The 25,833-nt window shown below is 34.0% G+C and carries 23 protein-coding genes, 2 tRNA genes and 1 pseudogene; 19 read left to right on the top strand and 7 right to left on the bottom strand.

Features of this window, described 5'->3' with window-relative positions; genetic code table 11:
* Positions 1-151: 151 nt before the first annotated feature.
* Positions 152-958: a DUF4013 domain-containing protein gene (locus SM9_RS07250; protein WP_058739506.1), complete on the bottom strand. Its 807-nt coding sequence runs from the start codon at positions 956-958 to the stop codon at positions 152-154.
* Positions 959-1,102: 144 nt separating this feature from the next.
* On the opposite strand from SM9_RS07250, the gene SM9_RS07245 reads away from it, so the two are divergent.
* The gene (locus tag SM9_RS07245) at positions 1,103-2,353 is read left to right on the top strand and encodes a hypothetical protein (RefSeq protein WP_058739505.1); all 1,251 of its coding nucleotides are present in this window, start codon (positions 1,103-1,105) and stop codon (positions 2,351-2,353) included.
* 64 nt (positions 2,354-2,417) lie between these two features.
* Here SM9_RS07245 and SM9_RS12590 read toward each other — a convergent pair.
* Together SM9_RS12590 and SM9_RS12180 are read right to left on the bottom strand one after the other, a co-directional pair.
* Positions 2,418-2,687, bottom strand: a pseudogene (locus tag SM9_RS12590) (DapH/DapD/GlmU-related protein); the annotation flags it as partial.
* 186 nt (positions 2,688-2,873) lie between these two features.
* Positions 2,874-3,020 (bottom strand): hypothetical protein, encoded by a 147-nt coding sequence (locus SM9_RS12180; protein ID WP_198144353.1) that lies wholly within the window; start codon positions 3,018-3,020, stop codon positions 2,874-2,876.
* Positions 3,021-3,105: 85 nt separating this feature from the next.
* Between SM9_RS12180 and purC the strand changes: the two genes are divergently transcribed.
* From purC to SM9_RS07210, 6 genes are all read left to right on the top strand, one after another.
* A complete protein-coding gene (gene purC, locus SM9_RS07235) occupies positions 3,106-3,834 on the top strand; it encodes a phosphoribosylaminoimidazolesuccinocarboxamide synthase (protein ID WP_058739504.1) in 729 nt (242 codons plus the stop codon).
* Positions 3,835-4,101, top strand: coding sequence for a phosphoribosylformylglycinamidine synthase subunit PurS (gene purS / locus SM9_RS07230; protein WP_058739503.1), 267 nt, complete (start codon positions 3,835-3,837; stop codon positions 4,099-4,101).
* Between the two features lie 10 nt (positions 4,102-4,111).
* Positions 4,112-4,759 (top strand): phosphoribosylformylglycinamidine synthase subunit PurQ, encoded by a 648-nt coding sequence (gene purQ, locus SM9_RS07225; protein WP_058739502.1) that lies wholly within the window; start codon positions 4,112-4,114, stop codon positions 4,757-4,759.
* 15 nt (positions 4,760-4,774) lie between these two features.
* Positions 4,775-5,485 (top strand): uroporphyrinogen-III C-methyltransferase, encoded by a 711-nt coding sequence (gene cobA / locus SM9_RS07220; protein WP_058739501.1) that lies wholly within the window; start codon positions 4,775-4,777, stop codon positions 5,483-5,485.
* Positions 5,486-5,497: 12 nt separating this feature from the next.
* Positions 5,498-7,282, top strand: coding sequence for a glutamine--fructose-6-phosphate transaminase (isomerizing) (gene glmS / locus SM9_RS07215; RefSeq protein ID WP_058739500.1), 1,785 nt, complete (start codon positions 5,498-5,500; stop codon positions 7,280-7,282).
* Positions 7,283-7,652: 370 nt separating this feature from the next.
* The gene (locus SM9_RS07210) at positions 7,653-9,371 is read left to right on the top strand and encodes an Ig-like domain-containing protein (RefSeq protein ID WP_058739499.1); all 1,719 of its coding nucleotides are present in this window, start codon (positions 7,653-7,655) and stop codon (positions 9,369-9,371) included.
* Here the strand turns inward: SM9_RS07210 and SM9_RS07205 are convergent.
* Entirely contained in the window at positions 9,362-10,579 is a 1,218-nt protein-coding gene (locus SM9_RS07205) for an MnmC family methyltransferase (protein ID WP_058740328.1), read from the bottom strand. The two genes, SM9_RS07210 and SM9_RS07205, sit on opposite strands and share 10 nt — an antisense overlap.
* Positions 10,580-10,696: 117 nt before the next feature.
* Between SM9_RS07205 and SM9_RS07200 the strand changes: the two genes are divergently transcribed.
* The 12 genes from SM9_RS07200 to SM9_RS07145 all read left to right on the top strand — a co-directional run bounded on the left by SM9_RS07200 (position 10,697) and on the right by SM9_RS07145 (position 22,564).
* Positions 10,697-10,912 carry a hypothetical protein gene (locus SM9_RS07200; RefSeq protein ID WP_058739498.1) on the top strand — a complete coding sequence of 72 codons (216 nt, stop codon included), beginning with the start codon at positions 10,697-10,699 and terminating at the stop codon, positions 10,910-10,912.
* Between the two features lie 379 nt (positions 10,913-11,291).
* Entirely contained in the window at positions 11,292-12,530 is a 1,239-nt protein-coding gene (locus SM9_RS07195; RefSeq protein WP_058739497.1) for an RNA-guided endonuclease InsQ/TnpB family protein, read from the top strand.
* A 25-nt stretch (positions 12,531-12,555) separates the two neighbouring features.
* Positions 12,556-13,047, top strand: coding sequence for a hypothetical protein (locus SM9_RS07190; protein ID WP_157064703.1), 492 nt, complete (start codon positions 12,556-12,558; stop codon positions 13,045-13,047).
* Between the two features lie 118 nt (positions 13,048-13,165).
* Positions 13,166-15,142: a tRNA guanosine(15) transglycosylase TgtA gene (gene tgtA / locus SM9_RS07185; protein ID WP_058739495.1), complete on the top strand. Its 1,977-nt coding sequence runs from the start codon at positions 13,166-13,168 to the stop codon at positions 15,140-15,142.
* Between the two features lie 8 nt (positions 15,143-15,150).
* The gene (locus tag SM9_RS07180) at positions 15,151-15,816 is read left to right on the top strand and encodes a class I SAM-dependent methyltransferase (protein ID WP_058739494.1); all 666 of its coding nucleotides are present in this window, start codon (positions 15,151-15,153) and stop codon (positions 15,814-15,816) included.
* 120 nt (positions 15,817-15,936) lie between these two features.
* A tRNA-Gly gene (locus tag SM9_RS07175) sits at positions 15,937-16,010 on the top strand.
* An 11-nt stretch (positions 16,011-16,021) separates the two neighbouring features.
* Positions 16,022-16,095: transfer RNA gene (locus tag SM9_RS07170), tRNA-Gly, on the top strand.
* 150 nt (positions 16,096-16,245) lie between these two features.
* On the top strand, positions 16,246-17,283 hold the full coding sequence (locus SM9_RS07165) for a hydroxymethylglutaryl-CoA synthase (protein ID WP_058739493.1): 1,038 nt from the start codon (positions 16,246-16,248) through the stop codon (positions 17,281-17,283).
* A gap of 12 nt (positions 17,284-17,295) precedes the next feature.
* Complete coding sequence (locus SM9_RS07160) at positions 17,296-18,453, top strand: acetyl-CoA acetyltransferase (protein ID WP_058739492.1); 1,158 nt, start codon at positions 17,296-17,298, stop codon at positions 18,451-18,453.
* Between the two features lie 22 nt (positions 18,454-18,475).
* On the top strand, positions 18,476-19,399 hold the full coding sequence (locus SM9_RS07155; RefSeq protein ID WP_058739491.1) for a DUF1848 domain-containing protein: 924 nt from the start codon (positions 18,476-18,478) through the stop codon (positions 19,397-19,399).
* Positions 19,400-19,701: 302 nt separating this feature from the next.
* The gene (locus SM9_RS07150) at positions 19,702-20,922 is read left to right on the top strand and encodes an ATP-binding protein (protein WP_058739490.1); all 1,221 of its coding nucleotides are present in this window, start codon (positions 19,702-19,704) and stop codon (positions 20,920-20,922) included.
* Positions 20,923-21,382: 460 nt separating this feature from the next.
* Entirely contained in the window at positions 21,383-22,564 is a 1,182-nt protein-coding gene (locus SM9_RS07145) for an AAA family ATPase (RefSeq protein ID WP_058739489.1), read from the top strand.
* Between the two features lie 234 nt (positions 22,565-22,798).
* Here SM9_RS07145 and SM9_RS12395 read toward each other — a convergent pair whose 3' ends face one another.
* The 3 genes from SM9_RS12395 to SM9_RS07140 form a co-directional block, all read right to left on the bottom strand.
* Positions 22,799-22,960: a hypothetical protein gene (locus tag SM9_RS12395; protein ID WP_232299104.1), complete on the bottom strand. Its 162-nt coding sequence runs from the start codon at positions 22,958-22,960 to the stop codon at positions 22,799-22,801.
* A gap of 5 nt (positions 22,961-22,965) precedes the next feature.
* A complete protein-coding gene (locus SM9_RS12390; protein WP_232299103.1) occupies positions 22,966-23,058 on the bottom strand; it encodes an ATP-binding protein in 93 nt (30 codons plus the stop codon).
* A gap of 91 nt (positions 23,059-23,149) precedes the next feature.
* A complete protein-coding gene (locus SM9_RS07140; protein WP_058739488.1) occupies positions 23,150-25,468 on the bottom strand; it encodes a C69 family dipeptidase in 2,319 nt (772 codons plus the stop codon).
* Positions 25,469-25,833: the final 365 nt, after the last annotated feature.

The raw sequence follows: 25,833 nt of genomic DNA, 5'->3' as shown, positions 1-25,833 counted from the left end.
ATGAAATAATACTTCTATCAGTGTCATTTGAGCTTTAAAAGATTCATTTTCTAACAATTATATAATTTTCATGTATTATAAATAAAAAAAGAACTGTTTTTTTAGTCGTTGGAGCGATTTATGCAAAAAAATTATAAAAAGAGAAAATGGTTTAATATGCATCAGCATATAATAAACCGATAGATCTATATAAAAACAACACTACAAACGGCACTCCGACAAAAATGCCTATGAAAACACCGACATATGGAATCAGTCCAATCAATCCAATGACAAATACCATGGCTAATGCAATTATATAGATTACAATCAATGTAATTATAATCTTTATAAAGCCGATGTTTTTCATGTCCTTTAGTATTTCCATGAATCTGAGACCTTCAGTACCGCTTTCGAATTTTGCAAATCTGACTAGTGCTGTAAATGACAGCAATGAAAATATGATAAATAATATGATTGCAGCAACTATGGTAACGCTTAACGCATTGGTAAATGTGTTCATTGTTGATTTGGGAACTGCAGCTATTATTGTGGTCACATTGGTTGTTTCATTAGCTAGAGAATTAATTCCCACATTTACGATTTCCGTGAATGAGGAAAACAGTCCTGTTGCGGAAGCGATAATTATGACAATGACTGCAGGTATGATGAAATATATTATATCTAAAATCATTGCTTTAATGCCTATGATAAATTGTTTTACATAATCAAAATCTGGAAGTGTCTCATCACCTTCTATTCCACCTTTAAGGACTTCCACTGAGTATCCTAAAACTACAAATAAAACAATGAAAGTTACAAGGCTTAAAATAAGGGCTATGGTACTGTCCTTAAGGCCATATGATGGAAGAACTGTTGATAGGCTCATTAAAATAATTAAAGCACAGAATATTAAAAATTTTCGGGTATCGCTAATAGGATATTTAATAGCATCCGTTATAATTTCACGTAAATTCATGTTATCACATTACTTAATTAATTATTTATTATATTTTTAGATAATAGTATTTAAAATTTAAATATTAAATAACCTGACCATCATTAGAATGTCATAATCTTAATATATGGGAATAATTAATAAATAATAGTATTGAGGCATATTATGAACAAAAAAATATTTGCATTGATTATCGTTATATTGATTTCCTTTTGTTTTATAGGTATTGCCATGGCTGACAATGCCACACATCAGGATAACAGTACAGATGATCATGACAAACCAATTGATAAAGATACCTCTGACAAGAACAAAACGCCCGATAAAAACAAAACGGATGATAAATCTAAATATATTTTGGCTCAAGGGAGTGGAAATGATATTAAATTCAGTGATGGGTTTAGAGGATTTAGGCTTGACTATTCTAAACCTGCCGCAACTTCTGGAGATGAATTCAAACATGCTTCCGCATCAAGTGCTCCTAATTCAAATATGCTGATGCAGACCATTATCGGCTGTTACGTAAAAGGTTTATCCGGTCAGATCGGAAGTATAATGTCTGGCGCTATACAATCAGGCGCTTCAGGTGACTTGGTTAATGCTGCACAAAATTCTGAAAAAATCAATGGAGCCGTTAAAATAAACAATAACACTGCAGCCGTTTTTAGTTTTGAAGTTTTGGAATCTGTATCCGGCAATGTATCGAATTATTTTGCATATACGGTATCATTTAGAAGTATCAGCAGCAATACTAATCAAACTAATTTAACCAATACCACTAATGCAACAAATGTTACCAATGCAACCAATATCACCAATATGACTCTTCTATTTGATAATGAAACAAATGCAACATTATTAGAGGAATTATTGGATTATTTGCTTTTTTGGGCGGATATGCTTTATGGTGCATGGGAACCTATTATTGAAACATTGCTAAATGACTTTTTAATCTTTTATCATGCTCTTGAGGAAATGGTACATCTGTTTGAAAACTTTATGGCGGAACTTCAGTCTATGATGGATGCTGTTGAAAAATTTTTAAATATGCTGGCATCGCTGTGGAAAGAAATTGATGGGCTTTTAAAATTATTAGGTGTTCTGTTGTCTTTCATTCAACAGATAATAAACTTGATTGGAGCCATATTGAATTTCATTGTAGGACTTATTTCCGCAATTATAGCACTTATACAGCAAATTTTAGGATTACTGTTCGCATTAATTAATTTCATTTTGGAAATAATCAATCAAATCCTGTTATTACTTCAAGCTATTTTGGACTTCTTGAAAGCGCTTGGTAATGTTTTGGTTAGTGTCATTGAAAATGCAGTAATTTTAATAGCTGGATTTGTGTTAATTACTGTTGGAGCATTTTTCTACAACAGAATAAGAAATCAAAAGAAGAAAATAAACTGATTTCCTTCTTTTTCCTTTTTTTAAAAAAAAATTAGCAATCGATGGGTTATTCATCAATCTTTTTTATCAACTGAGCAGGATTTCCCGCAACAATCGTATTGTCCGGAACATCTTTTGTCACTACGCTTCCCGCACCGACAATTGAATTTTCACCGATGGTTATGCCAGGAAGTATGGTTGCAGCTATTCCAATCCATGCATTCTTCTTGATGTGTATAGGCTTAGCATAGGTTCCGCTTCTGTTTTCAGGATTGAAATCATGGTTGAGCGTGGTCAGATTGACCTTGGGTGCTATGAAAACGCCATCTTCAATGGTTATTCCTCCCCTGTCCATGAAGGTACATAGCTGCTGGATTACGACACCTTTTCCTATGCTTATGTTTTTGCCGTAGTCAACATAAAACGGAGGCATAAAAAACACTGATTCGTCAACTTCCTTTCCGATTATCCGGCTTAAGTATTCAAGATTTTCTTCGGAAGTGTGTACGCCGCTATTTAATTCTCGGCATGTGTTCATCGTTTATGTAATTATGTCTAAAATTTGCTGATATTCCGGATCGTCAGTTGAGATTAGCTCTCCGGCGAGTTCTCTTTCAAAAATGCTTTTCATGATAATCACTATTATAATATTATTGTGGTTGAAATATTTGAATGTTGCATTAATCAACAATAATATCTATTTTAAATAACATTATATAGCATTTTAAACAAAAATTAAAGTATAATAATTTAAAATTTTATTTGATGATATCATGGAGAAAAAAGAGTTAATTAATTCTGGTAAAGTAAAAAGTGTATTCACTACTGAAAACGATGATGAAGTAATCATCGAATTTCGTGATGACATGACTGCCGGCGACGGTGCACGTAAAGAGGTTATGGACAAAAAAGGTGCATACAATGCAGTCATTTCAGCTAAAATTTTTAAGGTTTTGGAGCAAAACGGTGTTGAAACACAGTTCATAGACTTGCCTGAAGAAAACATCATGTTGGCTAAAAAGTTAGACATGATTCCTATTGAAGTGATAGTAAGAAATATCGCAACAGGCAGTCTCGTTCGCAAATATCCGATTGAAGACGGTACAAAATTGGACCCTCCAATTGTACAGATGGACTTTAAGGATGATGAATACCATGATCCTATGCTTAATGATTCAATAATAACCGCATTGGGCATTGCTACACAGGAAGAAATTGATATTCTAACTGAAAAAGCTTTAAAAATCAATGATATTTTAACCAAGTTCTTTAAGGATGCAGGAATCATATTGGTTGATTATAAAGTTGAATTCGGTAAGGATAAAGATGGAAAAATCCTTTTGGGTGATGAAATCTCACCTGACGGATGCAGATTATGGGATGCTGAAACCTTGGAAATGCTGGATAAGGAACTGTTCAGAAAAGGTAAGGATTCTGAAGTGATGGATGCTTATATAGAAGTTTATAATAGAATTATTCCTGACGATGAGAAGGTGATTTAGATGTTATTTGATATTGAAGTTAAAATCTCTTTAAAAAGCGGTATGTTAAACCCTGAAGCTACAACTATTGAAAGGTCTCTTGCTTTGCTTGGCTATGAAGTGAAAAATGCAAAAACTGTTGACATTATTAAATTCCAAATGGAAGGGGAAGACAGGGAAGTAATAAGAGAAAATGTTGTAGACATGTGTGAAAGATTACTATGTAATCCTGTAATTCACAACTATAAAATTAATGTAATTCCTCAAAACACAGCTTGCGGTAAATAAGGTGGTTTAAGTGAAAAAAATCGGAGTAATTAGATTTCCCGGAACCAACTGTGATAGGGATGTAGCTCGTGCTATTGAACTTGTTGGCCTCGAAGCTGAATATGTTTGGTGGAGCAATGAAGATTTAACTGATTTCGATGGTGTTGTCATTCCAGGAGGCTTTTCCTACGGTGACTACTTAAGAGCAGGTGCAATGGCATCAATCACTCCAGTAATTGACGGAATTAAGGCATTGGTCAGGGAAGAAAAACCTGTTTTAGGAATTTGTAACGGTGCTCAGATACTGGGAGAAATCGGTCTTGTTCCTGGCGTGTTTATAACTAATGAAAACCCCAAATTCAATTGTGAATGGGTTGACTTGAAAGTATCAAATACAAGAACTCCTTTTACAAAAGATTTTAAAAAAGGACAAACTGTTAAAATACCTATTGCTCATGCAGAAGGCAGATTTTATACAGAAGATATTGATTTGTTAAAAGACCAAGATCAAATCGTATTGCAGTTTAAAGACACAAACCCTAACGGATCCGTGGAAGCAATTACAAGCGTTTGTGATGAATCCGGACTGGTATGCGCAATGATGCCTCACCCTGAAAGGGCTTGTGAAGAAATATTGGGTTCAACAGACGGTTTGAATTTCTTTAAAGGATTTTTATAGATAAAAAGTGATATAATGGTAGTTTATTTAATTGGTGCAGGACCTGGAGATGCAGACTTAATAACTCTTAAAGCTGTTAAAGCCTTAAATAAAGCTGATGTTGTTTTATATGATTATTTGGCTAATGAAGAAATTTTAGCTCATGCACCTGAAGATGCAGAAAAAATATACGTTGGCAAAAAAGCGGGTCAGCATTATAAGACACAAGACCAAATCAATGAGCTGATTGTCCAGCAGGCAAAGGCTCATGAAAATGTTGTGAGATTAAAAGGGGGAGACCCTTTCGTATTTGGTCGTGGCGGTGAAGAGATATTGGCTTTAATGGAAAATGATATCAAATTTGAAGTTATTCCAGGTGTTACTTCAGCTATTGGAGCACCTACATCACTTGGACTACCTGTAACCCATAGGGCTGTTGCAACATCTGTTACAATAGTGACAGGTCATGAAGACCCGACTAAGGCTGAAAGTCAAGTTCACTGGGACTATACTGCAGATACATTAATTATTTTGATGGGTATCGGAAACATTAGGCAAAACACTGCAGAAATAATGAAATACAGGGATAAACAAACTCCAGTATGTGTTATAGAAAGCGGAACATTGCCTGATGAAAACGTAATATTCGGAACTCTTGAAAACATTTCCGAAAAGGACATCCAAACTCCGGCCATCCTAATAATCGGTGAAGTTGTAAAGCTCTATAAGGATATTTATAATTATTAAATAGGTGTAATCATGTGTGGTATTGTAGGTTGTATATTAAAGGAAAATAATAGAAATGTCGCACCTATTCTTTTTGACTGTATCTCAAAGCTTGAATATAGGGGCTATGATTCTATAGGACTTGCCACTTACGACGGAAACATTCACATTAAAAAGGATAAAGGTAAAATTGATGAAGTAAACCGGAAATTGGATTTGCCTGACATGCCGGGCAGTTTTGGCATAGCTCACGTCCGATGGGCTACTCACGGCGATCCGTCCAAATTGAATGCTCATCCCCAAATGGATGAGGAAAATACAATTGCGGTCGTTCACAACGGCATAATTGAAAACAACACAAAACTTAAGGCAGACTTGATTGCTGAAGGCCATACCTTCAAATCAGACACTGATACTGAGGTAATTCCTCATCTGATTCAAAAATTTATGGATGAAGGCAGGGATTTGGAGCATGCCGTCAGAAAGACAATCGAGATTCTTGAAGGTGCTTATGCAATTGCTGCAATCTCTTCAAGAGAGCCTGACAAGATTGTTGCAACAAGAAAAGACTCTCCTCTGATTGTAGGATTAGGCGGTGACGGCTATTATTTGGCTTCCGATTCTCCAGCTATCTTAAAATATGCAAAAGACATTATTTATCCTGAAAAGGGTGAAATCGTAATTCTGGACAGGACAGGTGTTGTCGTTCATGATGAATTCGACAATCCTATAAACAAGGAAGTGGATACCATCAACTGGACTCCGGAAATGGCTGAAAAGGAAGGCTATGATCATTTCATGATAAAGGAAATCAACGAACAGGCAACATCCGTCAAAAACACATTAACTCAAAAAGACAACATTCAAAAAATCATTGACGATTTGGATGACATTTCAAGAATATGCTTTGTTGCATGCGGAACATCCTATCATGCATCACTTACCGGAAAGTATTTGCTTGAATCCTTGGCCGGAATTCCTACTGATGTGATATTGGCTTCCGAATTCAAGTATTCGGCCAAAACATTGGATGAAAATACTCTTGTGATATTCATTTCACAGTCAGGTGAAACCGCTGACTCACTTAAGGCATTGGATGTTGCAAACGAAACGTCAAAAACATTGGGCATTGTAAACGTTGCAGGCTCATCAATAACCAGAAGGGCACAATATGTAATACAAACACAGGCAGGGCCCGAAATCGGAGTTGCAGCAACAAAAACCTATGTGTCCCAACTGACTGCAGTGTATCTATTTGCTGCATTGATGGCAAAGGATGACAGGTTGCTGAATGATTTGGATAAGGTTCCTGACTTCATCAACGAGGTTCTTGAAGATGTCGAATCAATCAAGGCAATGTCTCAAAGGTACAACTATGCAAAGGACTTCTTCTATCTTGGAAGGGGATATTCCTATCCGACCGCACTGGAAGGGGCGCTCAAGCTTAAGGAAATCTCATACATCCATGGTGAAGGATATGCTGCAGGAGAACTCAAGCACGGTCCTTTAGCTTTGATTGATGAAGGAATACCTGTGGTTGTCGTAATACCTCCGGGTGATTCCCATAAAAAGACAATGAGCAACCTTGAGGAAGTGAAATCTCGTGGAGCACGTGTACTGGCATTTGGTGCGGCTGATGATGAGGAATTGGCAGAAAAGGCACCTGAAGTATTTAAAATCAATCCTGAGGTATCAGAAATTATTGCTCCATTGGTATATATTGTCCCTCTTCAGCTATTGTCATATTATATTACAATTGAAAAAGGTTTTGATCCGGACAAACCAAGAAATTTAGCAAAATGTGTAACTGTGGAATAAGTTCTTTATTTTACTATTCCATTGTTATTTGCTTTTTATTTTTGTTTTTAAGACCTTTAATATTTTCTAACTTTAATTTATTTTAAAATATTTTATCAATTTATATATATTTTAATATTTTTTAGTAATATTGAAAATTATAAATAAGCATGCATTCGCTTATAAATTAATAAATACTCATTCTTTGATAGTTTTTATGGATAACTTTAAAATACGAAAAAAGCAATTCCTTTTAATTTTGCTTTATTTTTGCTGTTTAGCTTTATTTGTGTCTTTTTTAAAAATACAAAGCTTTTTATAAGAAAAGTTTTATAACTTTATATCGCGATGCAAAACTGGATTTTGCATTCTATGTTAACGAGGTTAATATATGTTTAACAAAAAAATTTCTTTATTATTTATAACTCTTGTTTTCATGTTGTCAATTTCTTCAGTTGCAGCATTTGATACAAACGCAACTACTGACGACATCGAAGTAAGTGAAGCGGATGAGGAACCCCCATCGGGGATTGCTGTGATTCCTTCAGATATTAAATCTGTTAGCAATGATGATTACTCATTGCAGACAAAAGATTTATCAATGTATTATAAGAACGGAACAAGATATGAAGTAACTTTGACTCATGGGGATGTTCCTGTCAACAATGCTTCTGTTGTTATCAGTGTTAGTGGAATGAATTATACAAGACACACCAATGATGACGGTATTGCATCTCTTGCTATAAATCTGATTCCTGGAAATTACTCTATTTCTACATCATTTGATTATGATAATAATTCTATTGTTTTAAACAGTGATGTTGAAGTATTGTCAACATTATCAGGAAACGATGTAGTAAAGACATTTAAAAATGATACTCAATATTATGCTACCGTTTTGGACAACAATGGAAACCCATTAGCCAACAGTGAAATTACTTTCAATATCAACGGGGTATTCTATAATCGTAAAACCAACGAAAACGGAATTGCCCGTTTGAACATTAACTTGAATTCAGGCGAGTACATTTTGACTGCTATTCATAACAACGGGTTAATGTTTTCAAATAAGATTGTAGTTTTACCTTCAATCAATGGATCAGATGTTACCAAGTTCTATAAGAACGGAACTCAGTATCGTGCTAAATTTTATGCTGCTGACGGCGGACCATTAGTCAACACCAGCGTTAATTTCAACATCAATGGTGTCTACTATGAAAGAACCACTGATGAAAATGGAATAGCTATGTTGAATATTAATTTGCTTCCGGATTCCTATATCTTAACAGCAATAAATCCTGTAAATGGTGAAATGGCTTCAAATATTGTAACCGTATTGCCTACTCTCATCACATCTGATGTGGAGAGTGAAAGCAGATTAACAAAATTTGATGTAATATTAATCAACGGAGATTCTTCAGTTGGTGAAAATAGATATGTTAATATTACTATTGATGGCGTTACATATTCTGTTGAAACCGATCATTACGGTATTGCAAGCCTTGAATTAAACTTAACCAACGGCATTCATGAAGTTGCATCAGAAGATGTTGAAACTGGATTGAAAGTATATAATAAAATTAATGTAAATGCGATTGATGCTGAAGTTGATGAGTCAGATTCAGGACAAATCATTGATTACCTGTCAGATGAAATAAGTTATTATGATGAAGCATCTTCAGTTACTAATGAAACATTAACTAATGAAACATTATATTATTCCATTTATGGAGTTTCACCGGATAACAAGACAATTATGGCAATAGGAAGACCTTCAGCTTCAGGTGAAGTGTCCACATACGGATATAAATTTTACATGACCGTATTTGAAAGGGTATGTCCATACTGTGGAAGCAGTGAATTATACTGGGGTATCTTCTGGACTGGTGATGAAACATCAAATTATGGTGTTTTCCCTGCAACCGGCAATAAGGAAGGTGGAAGTGCAGAAGGACATATCTTCTGTGCAAACTGTGATGCCGATTGGAGTGTTTTCGGTAACGAACATGTCTACGGCGGCGGAACCAAATTAACAGTAGTTAGTCAGTCAGTGTTAACTACAAAGGATGCCGCTTACATGTTGAAAAATGGTGAAATGATTTACGCATAATCACCATTTTTTACTTTTTTTAATTTTTCAGCCATATTTAAAATTCTATCTCTTGAATTGTTTTCAACAGACTGTTTTTCCTGATAATCGTTTTCAATCTCAACAATGTATTTTGCTTCAGGTGATGTTGTTGAGGGTATGTTCATTTTAGCCAGATTGCGCTCGACACGTCTTTTTAGCTTTTCATCATCCATTTCCTGAGCTAAAAATATTGGCGTTTTGACTGCTGAGGATATTTTTTCTGTGTGCCTTTTTTCGTGGCGTTCTTCTGTTCTTTTCTCTAAAATGTATTCGCTTGAATTGTTAAGGCCAGGATCTCTAAACGGAATGCCCACATCAGATAAGGCAATTCTGATTTCATCGTTTTTCGGAAGTGATGTATCAAGCATTTCCTGTGACGGGCTTGCAAGAGTTCCTCCCTGCTTGCGTCCGAATATTGGTCCAAGACCTATATAGAAATCTGCTTCGATGAATGCTGCTCTTACCGGTGCTGATGAGGTGTATGTTGCAACAATTCCGGTATCCTTGATTATTCTTCTAAACTCTTTAAAGAAGTCAAGTGAAAAGAGTTCCGGTGCCATATTTTGGCTGAAAGGATCTAGAAATATTGCATCGTAGCTGTCATCATCCAATTTCTGAACGGTCTGTCTAGCATCTTCAATGAATACGTTGATGTCAATGTTTTCTGGAATTTCTGTCTTTTCCAATTCCAGTGCAGCATAATCCGTTTTGATAAGCTCTTTTTCTATTGCCTTTCTTGTAATGTCATGGGCTCTTATTGGGGAAGGCACTAAAAGGCCGCATGCAAGGGTTGCAGCAGATATTTCAACCATATCAATGGTCAAATGCGAATCTTTGGAATTTTTCAGAAAGTCATCTATCGCAGCTGAAGAATTGTATCCAAGTCCTGCGCAAATGTCCAGGATTGCAATGTCATCTTCATAGTCAAACTTCATGGGCTTGATAAATTTCTCAAACGCCTCACTAATTGCACCTGTAGATGTATGAAGTGTTTCAATTTTATGATTTATTTCTTTAGAGTTAATAGAATAGGATCCATCATCCGTTAAAACAAAATAATCGTTATAAGTATCAAAAAAATTGAGTCTACTTTCATTATTTCGACCACTTCTTTCCTCTTCAAAACATTGATTTATAAAATCAAAGATATCATCGTTAATTACTCGGGCGGTATTTTCATAGTTCATTGTATCTATTACTAATTTTGGACTTTTTGGTATAAAATAATTTAATTGCATTTTTCAATAAAATTTTATATGTTCTCAAAATCAAATAGTATATTACTAAATTAAAGGAGAATAATAATGAATCAAAAATCAGCTATTGCATTGGCACTGTCATTTTTCCTACCTGGAATCGGACTTGTCTATCTTGGCGATACGCAAAAGGGAATCGGCCTTTTTGTTTCTTCCATAATATGCAATTTAATTTCAATATACTCATTTTTCTTTAGCATTCTGGTATTTGTCATTTGGGCATATGGGATGTATGCGACATATGTTGAAGCCAATAATGTTTAGATGTAAATTTCAATATTGTTTGTCAATAATAATTTACATTTTAAGTCATTTTTTTAAACTTTTAATTTATCTTAAAAATGCAAGAATACCTCAACCTCTCCGAGATTGGGGATGAATTGCACTGTTGGGTGTACTAGTGTAAAATACCTTTTTGTGTTTTTATTTTTAAAAAATATTGATTTATTGTCATTATTTGTTTTTAATTTTATATTTAGTGTACTTTTTATAAAAATTGTAATGTTACTTTTCAAATGCTCTTTGTAATTGTTTATATATTATTGCATATGAAATAGTATAATGTCATTTAAAAAAATTAAATATTTTTTTTGAGTGAATAGATTATATTAAAAAAATAATTTGTAAAAGGGTTTTGTTAATTTTGAAAATTGTTAATAAGTATCTTGAAGTTCGTATTTATCCGTCTCAAATGGATAAGAATGATAATGGTGAAAAAATCACCAGTATTAATGAAATAGAATCCAATATAGGCATTTACCGTTTCATCTATAACATGGAATTGGCGTTTATAAATTATTTTAGACAATTGTTAAAACAGAATGGTTATGAGGATAAATTATGGATCACTCAAAGTTCATGTGATGTTATTTTAAAGATGTTAAGACAGGAATATGCATTTTTAGAAAAAGCAGAGTCAAGCAGCAGACAACAATCTCAAAAAGACTTGGTAACTGCTTTTAAACGATATTTTAAACATGATTTAAAATCCCATTATCCTGTTTTAAAAAAACGTAAAAACACTCAAAAATTCACATTCAGAATAATGAACAATAACAACAACATCCGAATACAGAAAGATAAAAACGGATACTACAAAATTAAATTAGCCAAACTAGGACTGGTCAAATTCAAAACCAGCAAAGAATACAAAAAACTACTACTAAAAGGAAGCAATCCCAACGATGAAAGTGTAAAAATAAAGCATGTGGTTGTTAAACGTGTAAATGACAAGTATTATGCTGTTTTCAACATCGAATGCATTCACGTTCCTGTTAAAATTATCGGACCAAAACAACAACTTGGAATTGATATTGGATGCAGCAAACTAGCTGTTTTTTCTAACAGCAAGGAGATACCCAATCTAAACCTAGAAAAAGAAACAGAAAAAATCATACAATATCAAAAAATGATGTCACACCACAAAAAAGACTCCAACAGATACAAAAAAGCAAAAAAACTCTACCACAAATGGATGCGCAAACTAGTCAACAAAAGAAACGATTATTACGATAAAATAACTACATGTATTGTTGAGAATGCTTGTTTCATTGCTGTTCAAAATGAAAACATCATAGCATGGAAACACAACAAATTCTTATCTAGAAAACTACAATTAAACGCACCACGCAACTTCATGGACAAAATAGAATACAAATCACAATGGAACAATATCGGATTTGTTAAAGTTTCTAAAAATTTCCCGTCCACACAAACATGCAGCAAATGCCGAAAAATAAACTCAAATGTTGGTGGAATAGGAAACTTGGGAATAAGAGACTGGATTTGCCCAAAATGCGGCACACATCATAACAGAGATGTTAATGCAGCAATTAATATCCTTAATAACGGATTAGAAATCGTAGGGACTACGATGCAGTAAAAACATCCAAAAAATATACATTTTTTTGGTTTGCGAATCCCCGTCGTCTCCAACGGCGGGGAAGTTCAATACAAACACAGATGCTGAAATATATTTGGAAAACACTGAAATAAACTATGGCAGCGGAATTCTAATCAATGTATCCGGAAACACTGGTGAATGGGGTAGAAGCGGTTCAAACGGTGGAGACCTGTCATTCACTTCAGTCAATCAGGTATTATCCGGAAACATATATGTTGATTCAATCAGTACGGCAGTATTGAAATTGTCATCAACAAGGATTTCCTCAGCTATCAATCCGTCCAACACTGCAGGTTCAATATCCCTGTCACTTTCCGGCGATTCAACATGGTCACTTACTGGAAACTCCTATCTTACAACGTTTTCAGATGATGATACAACACTTTCCAACATTCAAAGTAACGGATATAATATATATTATAAGTCATCAGCAAACTCATGGCTTAACGGCGCTACCATTGCTTTAAATGGCGGAGGTAAATTAATCCCTTATTAAAGCTGAAATTACTTTTCGGCTTTTCTTTTTTTATTTTTTCATATCTCATATTATTAGTTAAATTTAAATAATTTTTAATAAATAATTTATTTTAAATAATTATTTTAAGGTAAATTAAATGTTTGAAATAAAAGCAAAAGATATGAGAGGAAGAGTTGGTGTTTTAAAGACTAAACACGGTAACGTTAAGACACCTGCATTGATGCCTGTTATACATCCCCGCAAACAGGCTATAGATGTAAAGAAGTACGGTGCAGACATTGTAATAACTAACGCTTATCTGATATACAAGGATGAGGACTTAAAGCAGAAAGCAATTGAAGAAGGTCTTCACAAGCTGATTAATTTTGACGGTCCGGTAATGACGGATTCAGGGTCATTTCAGCTTTCAGTCTATGGAGATGTCGATATCACCAACAAGGAAGTCATAGAGTATCAGGAACTGATAGGAACAGATATTGGAACAAGCCTTGACATTCCGACAGCACCATTTGTAGAGCGTGAAAAAGCTGAAGAGGATTTAAAAATTACTCTTGAACGTGCAAAGGAAGCTGTTGAGTTTAAGAAGGAAAACAATATTGAGATGCTTCTCAACTCTGTAGTTCAGGGCTCTACATTCATGGACCTTAGACAGAAATGTGCATCCGAACTCTCAAAGCTTGATGCGGATTTGTATCCTATAGGTGCAGTTGTCCCGTTAATGGAATCCTACCACTATAAGGAGCTAGTTGATGTTGTAATGAATTCCATGATGTATCTGCCGGAAAATACTGCACGCCATCTTATGGGAGCTGGACATCCTATGATTTTCGCTCTTGCAGTTGCAATGGGATGTGACCTGTTTGACTCAGCGGCCTATATATTGTATGCAGAGGATGACAGGCTTTTATCCACTCGAGGAACTTTCAAACTTGAAAACCTTCAGGAAATGCCTTGCTCATGTGAAGTATGCTCCAAATACACTCCTGATGATTTGAGGGCAATGCCTAAAAAGCAAAGGAGAGATTTGATTGCACAGCACAACTTGCACGTATCTTTTGCAGAATTAAGGCTGATTAGACAGGCCATTTATGAAGGAAGCTTAATGGAGCTTGTAGAGGAACGCTGCCGTGCACACCCTGCACTTTTGGATGCGGTTCGCCAGCTTTCAAACTACAGTGATGATTTTGAAAAATATGATCCGAGAAGCAAAAAGTCCGCATTCTTCTATACCGGAGCTGAATCACTTAGCCGTTCAGAAGTGTTAAGACATCAGCAAAAAATGATGGAAATGCCTAAAAAACGAGATTTGGTGGTGCTTCCTCCATCACGAAAGCCATACTCTAAGTTTATATCAGGCAAACTTGGTGAATTCTATGTATATGGAAACAAAGGTGAATTCGATGGGGAAAATACTGATTTTATGGTATTGGATGTACCGTTCGGACTGATACCTCTTGAAGTCGATGAGCTTTATCCTTTAAGCCAAAGTGCAACTCCAAAGATACGCGATAAGGATAGCTTGGAATTCATCAACCAGTTCTTCAGTGAATTCATTGAAGACTATAATCAGGTACTGGTTCATTCTAGGCTTAAGGACACTTTGGATATTGAACTGAGCGATAAATTTGAAGACGAGGAGATAAGATACAAAAAGGATGATGTCAGAAAGCTCAAGGCAATAGCAGACTATCAGTTTGGCTGGGGTGCAGGAGAATCATTGCTTAAAGGAAACATTAATGTTGAAAAAAGTAAAAAAACAGGTAAAATCAGACATATCTATGATGGAAAAACCCTGATTGTAAACATGAGAGCATCAGATTCATATCTGGTTTTATCCAAGGAAGGTGCAAAAAGACTTCACGGGGCATGTGAATATCCGAAAAATCGTGTTGTAGTAAACAAGGATTCAGAACCTTTTGCTCTTGACGGTAAAAGTGTATTTTCAAAATTTGTTGTTGAATGCGATGAAAACATAAGGGCAAATGATGAAGTGCTCATTGTTAATGAGGATGATAAGCTATTGGCATTCGGCAAGTCATTGTTGTCTGCTGTTGAAATTGAAGATTTCCAAACTGGCCAAGCCATAAAGACAAGAAAAGGATTTAAGAAGTAGGTGTTTAGATGAGTGATAACGATAAGGTAAATACTGGCCATCATATTGAAGATAAGGAACTGATTAAAAATGCAAGAAAACCTGTAGGCGAATTGGGTCATCAGATTCTTGAGAGAATGAACCGATCTCATGAAACAATGGCTGTATGGGGTGTAAGCCATTTTGATGTTGCTGAAGACGATTTGATATTGGATATTGGCTGCGGAGGCGGAAGAAACATTGAAAGATTTGCAGCAGAAATTAAATCAGGAAAGGTTGTTGGAATCGATTATTCTGATGTGAGTGTTGAAAAGTCAATTAAACTCAATCGGGAAGCTATTGACGAAGGCAAGGTTGAAGTAATTCAGGGCTCTGTTTCTGAAATGCCATTTGATGATGGTACTTTTGATATTGTCACGGGCTTTGAAACAATATACTTCTGGCCGGATTTCATCAATGACCTAAAAGAGGTCAATAGGGTATTGAAAAAAGATGGTTTGGTATTTTTCTGTAATGAGGCGGTCTACAGGGAAGGCGAAATGGAAAAGTATGATGATCTTGTTGAACTTCTTGATATGAAAATATATTCTGAAGATGTCTTAAAGGAATCTCTTGAAAAAACTGGTTTTAAGGATTTCAAAGCTTATGTCAATAATGAAAACGATTGGATTTGCATTACTGCAAGAAAAGAATAGAATATGCTCCTTGTGAGTATATTATTTATTTTTTTAAATTACATTTTCATGTATATTATCCAAAAATCAAAAGGTTTATATATCATAATGGTATAATATAATATTGTTGTTTATTTTCATGCGGTGTTAGTCCAGCCTGGTTAAGACTCTAGCCTGCCACGTTAGAGACCCGGGTTCAAATCCCGGACGCCGCACTTTTACTTTTGCAGCTGTGGTATAGTCTGGTTATTACTTGGGCCTTCCAAGCCTACAACCCGGGTTCGAATCCCGGCAGCTGCATATCAGAATCACTATTTTTAAAAAAATTTTATATCCTTATTAAAAATTCTTATTTTTTGTAGTTACTTTTATATAATACTTTAAATCATATATTAATTAATTAGAATACTTTTTAATGTTATTTTATAAATTATATATTTCGGTGATTAAATGGTAGGAATTGTAGGATATGGGGCATATGTGCCTTCATATAGAATAAAAGTAGAAGAAATAGCTAAAGTTTGGGGAGATGACCCTGTAGCTTTATCTAACGGTTTAGTAGTTAATGAAAAATCTGTTCCTTCTGCTGATGAAGATACTGCAACTATTGCAGTTACCGCTGCTAGATATGCTCTAGCAAGAGCTCAAATTGATCCACAAAAGATTGGTGCTGTCTATGTCGGTTCTGAATCACACCCATATGCAGTAAAACCAACTGCAACAATTGTTGCTGAAGCTGTATGTGCAACACCTGACTTGACTGCAGCAGATTTGGAATTTGCATGTAAAGCAGGAACTGCAGGTATTCAAATGTCAATGGGTCTTGTCGAAAGTGACATGATTGAATATGGATTAGCTATTGGTGCTGATACTTCTCAAGGAGCTCCTGGAGATGCTTTGGAATACACCGCATCTGCAGGTGGTGCTGCTTACATTATCGGTAAGAAAAATACCTTAGCAGAAATTGAAGAAACTTACAGTTTCACAACTGATACTCCTGACTTTTACAGAAGAGAAGGTGAAGACTACCCATCTCACGGTGGACGTTTCACCGGTGAGCCTGCATACTTCAAACATGTATTAAGTGCAGCTAAAAACTTATTTGAAATAACTGACACTCAAGCTTCTGATTATGATTATGCATGTTTCCACCAGCCTAACGGTAAATTTTACTTAAGAGCAGCTAAAAAATTAGGTTTCACTCCTGAACAATACTCTCAAGGATTATTAACCCCTAATATTGGAAACACTTATTCCGGTGCTGTACCTCTTGCATTATCAAATATCTTGGATGTTGCAGAACCTGGAGACAAAATATTTGTCGTCTCCTATGGTTCAGGTGCAGGTAGTGACGGATTCACATTGGAAGTAACTGATGAAATAACAGAAAAAAGAGATTTAGCTCCTAAAACAGAAGATATCATATCCAACAAAACTTATGTTGACTATGCTGTTTATGCTAAATTCAAAGGTAAAATTAAAATGTAGGGAGGTTAAAGTATGAGAGACGTTGCTATTATTGGTGTTTCACAAACAAAATTCGGTGAATTATGGGATTCCTCTTTCAGAGATTTAATAGCTGAAGCTGGTGTAAAGGCTGTTAATGATGCAGATATTGGAGGAGATGAAATTGAAGCAATGTTTGTTGGAAACATGTCTTCAGGATTATTTGTAGAACAAGAGCATATTGCAGCTCTTATTTCTGATCATATGGGTTTAAACCCTATACCAACCACAAGAGTTGAAGCTGCTTGTGCATCAGGAGGATTGGCTTTAAGACAAGGAATCATGGCAGTTGCATCAGGTTTTCATGATGTAGTAATTTCTGCAGGTGTTGAAAAAATGACTGATGTTGTAGATGCTACTCCAGCTATTGCAACCGCATCAGACCAAGAATGGGAAGCACAGCAAGGCGCTACATTTCCTTCATTATATGCAATGATTGCAAAAAGACACATGCATGAATACGGTACAACCCGTGAACAGTTAGCTCAATTTTCAGTTGTAAACCATAAAAACGCTAAAAACAATCCAAATGCACAATTCCCATTTGAAATCAGCGTAGATAAGGTAATCAACTCAACAATGGTAGCTGACCCATTAACATTACTTGACTGTTCTCCTGTATCTGACGGAGCAGCAGCTATTGTTATGGTGCCTGCTGAAGATGCTAAAAAATACACTGACACTCCTATTTATGTGAAAGCTTCCGCTCAGGCTTCAGGAACATTAACATTACATGACAGAAAAGATATTACCACTATCCAGTCAACTAAAGTAGCTTCCAAAAAAGCTTATAAAATGGCAGGTGTCACTGTAAAAGATATTGATGTTACAGAAGTTCACGACTGTTTCTCAATCAACGGTCTTTTAGCAGTAGAAGACTTAGGATTTGCAGAAAAAGGTAAAGGTGGAATAGCTATTGAAGAAGGCCAAACTGAAATCGATGGTGATTTCCCAATCAACTCATCAGGTGGTTTAAAAGCCCGTGGACACCCTCTTGGAGCAACTGGTATTGCTCAGGCTGCTGAAATCGTATGGCAATTAAGAGGAGAAGCAGGCAAACGTCAAGTTGATGGTGCAGAAATCGGTATGACCCACAACATCGGTGGTACCGGAGGAACTGCAGCAGTACATATTTTTGGAAGAGATTTATAATCTCTTTTTACTTATTTTTTTTATGATACTTAATACAGGAACCAGAACGGACATTCCAGCTTTTTTTCATAAATGGTTTCTCAAAAGAATTGATGAAGGATTTGTTTTAAGCAAAAACCCATATAACAATCAAATTTATAAATACAATTTCAATCCCAAGACTGTGGATTGCATTTGCTTTTGTTCTAAAAATCCAAAGCATTTGGTTAAAAAATTGGACAATCTATCTGAATACAGGCAGTTTTGGTTTGTTACAATAACGTCCTATGGAAAGGACATTGAAGTAAACGTTCCAAATTATAAAAAAGTTATTAAAACATTTAAAATACTTTCAGAGAATTTGGGAGCCAATGCAGTGGCATGGAGATATGATCCGATTTTCATCACTGAAAAGTATGATTTGGATTTTCACATTGACCGGTTTGGGGATATGGCATCACAATTGCATGAATATACTTCAGACTGCACAATAAGTTTCATTGATTTATACCAGAAGGTCTTAAGGAATTTTCCGCAAGGCCGTGAAGTAACGACAGAAGAGAGATTAGTCATTGGAAAAAATTTTGCAGAGATTGCTGATGAATATGGTATACAAATGAAGACCTGTGTTGAAGGCACATTGCTTGACCAGTTCGGTTTTGATTCATCAGGTTGCATGACACAGCAGGTGCTTGAAAAAGCTATTGGAAATAATTTAAAAGTACCTAAAGGAAAATACAAAAATCGTGAATGCAACTGTTTAATGGGAAGGGATATTGGATTATATAACACATGTATGCATGGATGTAAATATTGTTATGCCAACGCCAACATGAAGCTGGTCAAAAGGAACCAAAAGTTGCACAATCCGGATTCGCCCTTGCTGATTGGTGAGGTTAAAGATGGTGATGTTGTAAAAGAGGTTAATGAACCCAGCTATATTGACACAAAACAGAAACTATTTTAATTAATTTCATGTATCATTTTTAATTAAATCATTTTTTTTCAGGAATACTTTTATAAACCTCTAAAATATATTGAATTCAATTTGAATTTATTTGTTGCTAAAAAGAGATTTTTTGAAGTTCTGTGAAATCACGTATTTCTTGTTTTATATTATAATGTTGTAAGTTATACTTTTGTTTTATTTTTATTTTTGTAATTTTGTAAGTTATACTTTTGTTTTATTTTTATTTTTGTAATTTTGTAAGTTATAACTGACAAATTTATATATGATTATAATCTAATATATTATTAAGATGTGATTGCATGATTAAAAGAGAAGATTATCTTAATGTTTTTTATAACTATTTGGACACGGATTTTCTTAAAATTATTATTGGGTTGCGTAGATGTGGAAAAACAACATTTTTAAAAAGTATTATCGAGGAACTTAAGGGTTTAGGTATTGCTGATGAGAATATAATTTACATATCATTAGAAAATGTGAAATATAGACATATTAAGACATCAAAAGAATTGGATGAAGTTGTTTTAGATAAGGTTAAAGATATTGAGGGTAAGATCTATTTATTGTTTGATGAAATTCAATTGGTTGATGAATGGGAAGAGTCAATTAATTCATATAGGGTTTCTTTTGATTGTGATATTTATGTTACTGGATCTAATTCAAAATTGTTCTCATCTGAACTTTCAACATTGGTCGCAGGAAGATATGTTCATATAAACATTTATCCTTTTTCATTTAAAGAAATTTTAAAGTATCATAATGAAATTAACAATATTAAAATGGATAAAACTAAGATATATGAATATTTCATGCAATACATAGAATATGGTGGAATGCCGTCATTGCTTTCTTTAAAAGATGAAGATGGTAAAATCAATGCACTTCTTGACATCTATGATTCTATCATTATTAGTGATATACTTTCAAGACATGAAATCAGAAGAATTGACACATTTAAAAGATTCGTTTATTATATTATGAATTCCATAGGGCAAACATTCTCTAAAAAAAGTATTGCAAATTTTTTAAAATCTGAAAGTAAAAGAACTTCAAGAGAAACTATCAATAATTATACAAACTTCATTGTTGAATCACTATTTTGCCATAGAGTGCTACGTGAAGACATACTTGGAAAAAAACTCTTATCTACAGATGAAAAATACTATTTAACGGATCATGGATTTCATCAGGCGTTGGTTGATGAAAATAATAAATGGTTACCTAGAATAATTGAAAACATTGTGTATATTGAACTTTTAAGACGTGGATATTCAGTTAAAGTGGGTTGGGTTAAAAATAAGGAAGTAGATTTCATAGCTAAAAATAAGAATAATAAAATTTATATTCAGGTTGCTTATCTTTTAGCTTCTGATGAAACAATAGAACGGGAATTTACACCATTATTAAACATTCCTGATAAATATGATGCATATGTATTTAGTATGGATGAATTTAACATGTCTAGAGATGGAATAAAACATATGAACATAATTGACTTTTTATTAGGTGATGAAATTTAAGAAAATGGTTATTTGGGACTTTCTATTATGAAACTAAGCTGTCTAAAAAGTAGTAGATAATTCTTCTACTTTTTAATCATTTTTTCTTCGTATTGTATTGAACAAATTTCACTAAAAGTAGTAGATAATTTGAAGTGTGTTATGCCAACAGTAACATGAACTTGGTTAAAAGGAACCAGAAGTTGCACAATCCTTATTCGCCATTGCTGATTGGTGAGGTTAAAGATGGCGAAACCGTAATGGAAGTTAATGAGCCAAGCTATATTAATCCATAAACTACATTATTCTAATATAATTGTATTGATGATTTAATTTTTTTAATGTAATGTTATGTGTGTTTTTTTCATCATGATGTAATTTCCATTACATAATGGAAAGTGTGTTTTTTTCATTATAATGAAATTTACATTACATTTATATAACTTGATTAACAGAATATTAACTAATTTAGGTGAATATTATGGCAAGTTTACCATTAGGAAATGATAATGATTTAGATGATTCACAGTTTTACAATAGGGTAGATGAAATTTCATTTATCTCTGATAATCTAGAACTAGCTAAAAAAGGTTCAACACCAACAATACTGCTTACAGGTATTAGGGGTGTTGGAAAAACTGCATTAATGAAAAAATTAAAAAAAGACTTTCAAAATGAATATTTGGTTGTCTATATGGATTTATCAGCAATGGATAAATTTAAAAAAGATAAACTTGATCGTTTTTGCTTTATGAGATTATTTTACGAATCCATTATAAATGCATGTGATGAATCAAATATTATTACAATTGATACAAAAATTCTGAAGTATTTTAAAACTCGTAATTTCATAATGGACAAAATAGAGTCAGTAGACAAAATCCCAATTCCTATTCTTAAAACAGAAGAAGATTATACTAAATTTACAAGTTTTGTGATGGATTTGCCTCAACAAATCTATGATGATTGCGAAGAGCATATTGGAGGTATTTTAATATTTATGGATGAATTTCAAATCCTAAAACAGCTTGATGAAGATGTAAATGGATTTTTATGGTATATTAGAAGTGTTATCCAATCACAAAAAAATATTGGTTATATTTTCTCAGGAAGCATGAGTGTTAAAGATGAACTGATATCAGATATTGCTGGTCAAAAAGGAGCTTTTGGTGGTAGAATCCTCAATTATGAAATCAAAACATTCTCATATGAAACAACAAAAGATTACCTGGCTGAAAAAGCAGATTATCTTGAATTCACAGATGACGGATTTAAAAGATTTTATAAATGCACAAATGGAATTCCATATTACATTAATAGCTTTGCTAGACTCTTGCCGCCTAATGAAGAGTTGAATGAAGAAAAAATAATTTCAGAATTTAAAAAATCCTTACCTTACTTATTGATTCATCTTACTAATGAATGGTATAAATTAACTAAACAGGAACAAAGAATTATCGTGGCTCTTGTTGAAAAACCATTAAGAAGAATTGATATAGCAAATAAATTAGGTGTGAAAAGTGGAGCTATTGGAGCATCATTAAAAACTTTACAGAATAAAATATTAATAGAATTGAATAATGAAAAATATCAAATATATGATTCTATATTCAAAGCATGGTTAAAAAAGGAATATGAAGAAAAAGGGGATTATCCATATTAAAAATTTCTTAATTATTGTTATTTGGGATTTTTACAGGTTTTGATTCTAGTTTGTAATTAAGTGAAGTGTGGTGTAATGATAATTATGAGATTTAATCAAATCTAAAAAAAGAAGTATTCAATTAATTGAATACTAAATTATAATTCATAAGTCTTTGCAGGTTCACCACTTAAATCTGCTAGCGTTGCTTTTCCAGAAACTGTAAATGCTTCAAAAATTGGATTGTCTCCGGTTTTATAAATGAAGTTCATTTACCTTATATATTGAATTCTCCTCATGATTTAAAACATTATTTGGAGAGTATCCGAATTCTTCTAGACTTTCCGAATCAATGCTAGCTAATCTGACAAAATTATTGAACTGTTCAATGACATAATCGCTATGAGTTGTCAGCATGACTTTTAATCCACTATTGTTGCACGGACAATGTATTTGACAAGTATTCTTTGATTTTTGGGATGTAAATGAACTTCAGGTTCTTCAATGATTAACAAATCACCTTTTCCAAAACATACTTTAAATAAATACTCTATAAATCCATTTTATATGTAATCAGCAATAATATCATCTTTTTCACATTTTAAATCAATCCTTTGCCATTATAGTTATTATGTTTGAAACTCTAGCGGTTTCATACTCTGAAGTAATAATGTACTCACCAGGCATCAAATTAATGTTCAAACGGGCAACTCCCGATGCATCTGTAGTTCTGTTATAGAATACTCCATTGATGTTGAATATTACACTTACATTATCCTTTGGGTTTCCATGACCATCAACCACTTTTACTTTAAATTGACTTCCATCTAAATAGGTCATTTTCATATCACTTGCCGTTAAAATAGGCAATACTGTAATAATATATGACATCATTAATCCTGTATTCGGATCGGTTGCAGTCAGTATATATTTACCAGGAATTAATCTGATATTCAACTTAGCTATACCATCCTGATTAGTTGTACGGTCATAAAATACTCCGTTGATGTTCATGCTAATAACTTTGCCTGCAGAGGGATTTTCCTGTCCGTCAACCAATTTGATAAAGAACTGAGAGTCGTTCATATAATGTTTCACCAGGTTTCTGGATATCAATGTAGGCAATACATCAATTGCATTCATAGCACTTGCTCCACCATAATAAGTCATTATATTATAATTGCGTGGATTAAGATTAATATTTATTTTAACCAAACCGTTTTCACCGACTACACGATTATACAATACACCACAAACACTGAAAGTAACTACAGCCCCTCTAGGCACATATTTTCCTTCACCGTCCATGATAGTTGCATAGAATTGTGTTCCATTTCTATACACTTTAACAAGATCTGTTGTCTTAATGATAATTTCGGTAGAGTGGTCTCCGGGTACTGCAGGAACAACACTGAATTTTGATGCATCAAGATTCAAATTCCTTGGAGGCACTCCATTTTGAATAATTTGACGTATTTCTTTTCCTGTTTCAAATGCTTTACCCATCATATCATTACAGTATGAAGTGATATAATTTGCCCTGCTATTCTTATCAGTCATTTTTGCTGCTGCTGAGAGTACTCTACTCATTGAAATGAACATATTGCTTTCGGATTTATACCAGAAATCCTTGACAGGCTCGCCATAAGTTTTGTAGTTGCTTGGTCCTAAACAGCGAGAGCAGATATCCTTAAAGAGATAATATGGATAATTTATATCAAAGACATTTTTTTGACTTGCAGGCTGATTAGCTCCATAAGCCCCACCAACATATATACAATCATTGGATACAGGTACAAAGACTCCATAGACCTGTGGACCGCTGCTGACCCAGCTGACACATGACATTTCTGCAGGAAGATTTGAAAACACCTGTATAATATGAGCGCTTAGTGCAGTATCAGTTCCAATCACCCTAATATCAGTGTTACCCGTCTCATCAGGAGAATATTTTGTTCCTTCAAATCTATTGCGCATAAGCTGAGAGACGTCCTGCAGTGAAACCTTCTTATCTGGTGTGAAACATAGAGGATACATAGTATTATGATTATATTCGGCACTGAATTTTGAAGGGGCTAAAATGTGGTGTCCAATCCAGGTTCTCCTGTGGGAATAATCTGTAGTCTTCTGATTTCCAGAATATGTATGAAAGAGATTAATTTCATTATTCTTACCATGTACAGCAAAACCCCTTTGTTCTGCAAGACTAAATAGTCCTTTAGATATAATATGGTCTTCATAGTCAGATAAGTACTCTAAAGAAAATTCATTACCGAAAACTGCCACCTTGTCCCTTGGCAATTTCACCGCAGCATACTGATGTCCTGTATACATCTCTATATACCATGCTTCATTCTGGTCGACAATAAAAGCAATATTGGATTCACTGCTTCCATATCTGTCAATGATTCCACAAAGAACATTAACACCTTCTCTGGCAGTTCCACTCTGACAAATCACAAGGTCTACTGCAGCATCTTCACAAATTCCACCAGATATTAACGGATCTGCTCTCAAAGCGGCACTGTTTGGATATGCTGTAACAGACATGGTCATGGCTACTCCTTTTTCATTAGTAGCAGCGGCCGCATCATGAGAATAACCCGTAGCCGCTACCGTACTATCCATATATGGTGTTGAAGTGTATTGGTAAGTATTTGCCGGGATTTCCGTTTTTACTGATCCATACTCACTTACAGGCATGACTCGACCAGGCTGATTTTCTACAGCAGGAGTCACCTCAATATGATTTGCCCAAACGGCAGGATAGTCATTTGATCTTGCAACAATTACTGAACCGTCATCACTAGCATCTGGACCTACATATACGGCTGTACATGCTGTACATGCCTGTATACTGCATAATATTACCAGACATAAAATTAAAATTATCGATTTTTTAGAAAAATATTTAAATTTTATCATAAAAATTCCTCCCAAAATCAGGTAAATGATTATTTATTTGATAAATATGCACATTTTTATATAATATTTGTTTAATAAAATTGATTGAATTTTTAAAAGTTTTATTTATATTTAATAATCTATTGAACATTTAATATAAAAGTTTTTATGGCTTGGTCATTTTATTTACTTTAGAATAGATAAATTAATTTATGTTGTTATCAATATGGGAAGTTTTACGGATTCTTTAATAATATCGCCCTTTTTGACATTGCCAATTAACAGTGTTGATGAAGAATTGTGAAGTGTAATGTTCTTTTTAACCAGATTTATGTTACTGTTTGGATAATAATTTATTTATTCTCTTATTAACAGATTAATATTTG

This window comes from Methanobrevibacter millerae (assembly GCF_001477655.1).
Taxonomy (GTDB): Archaea; Methanobacteriota; Methanobacteria; order Methanobacteriales; family Methanobacteriaceae; genus Methanocatella; species Methanocatella millerae_A.
This window is presented reverse-complemented; position numbering and strand designations above follow the sequence as displayed.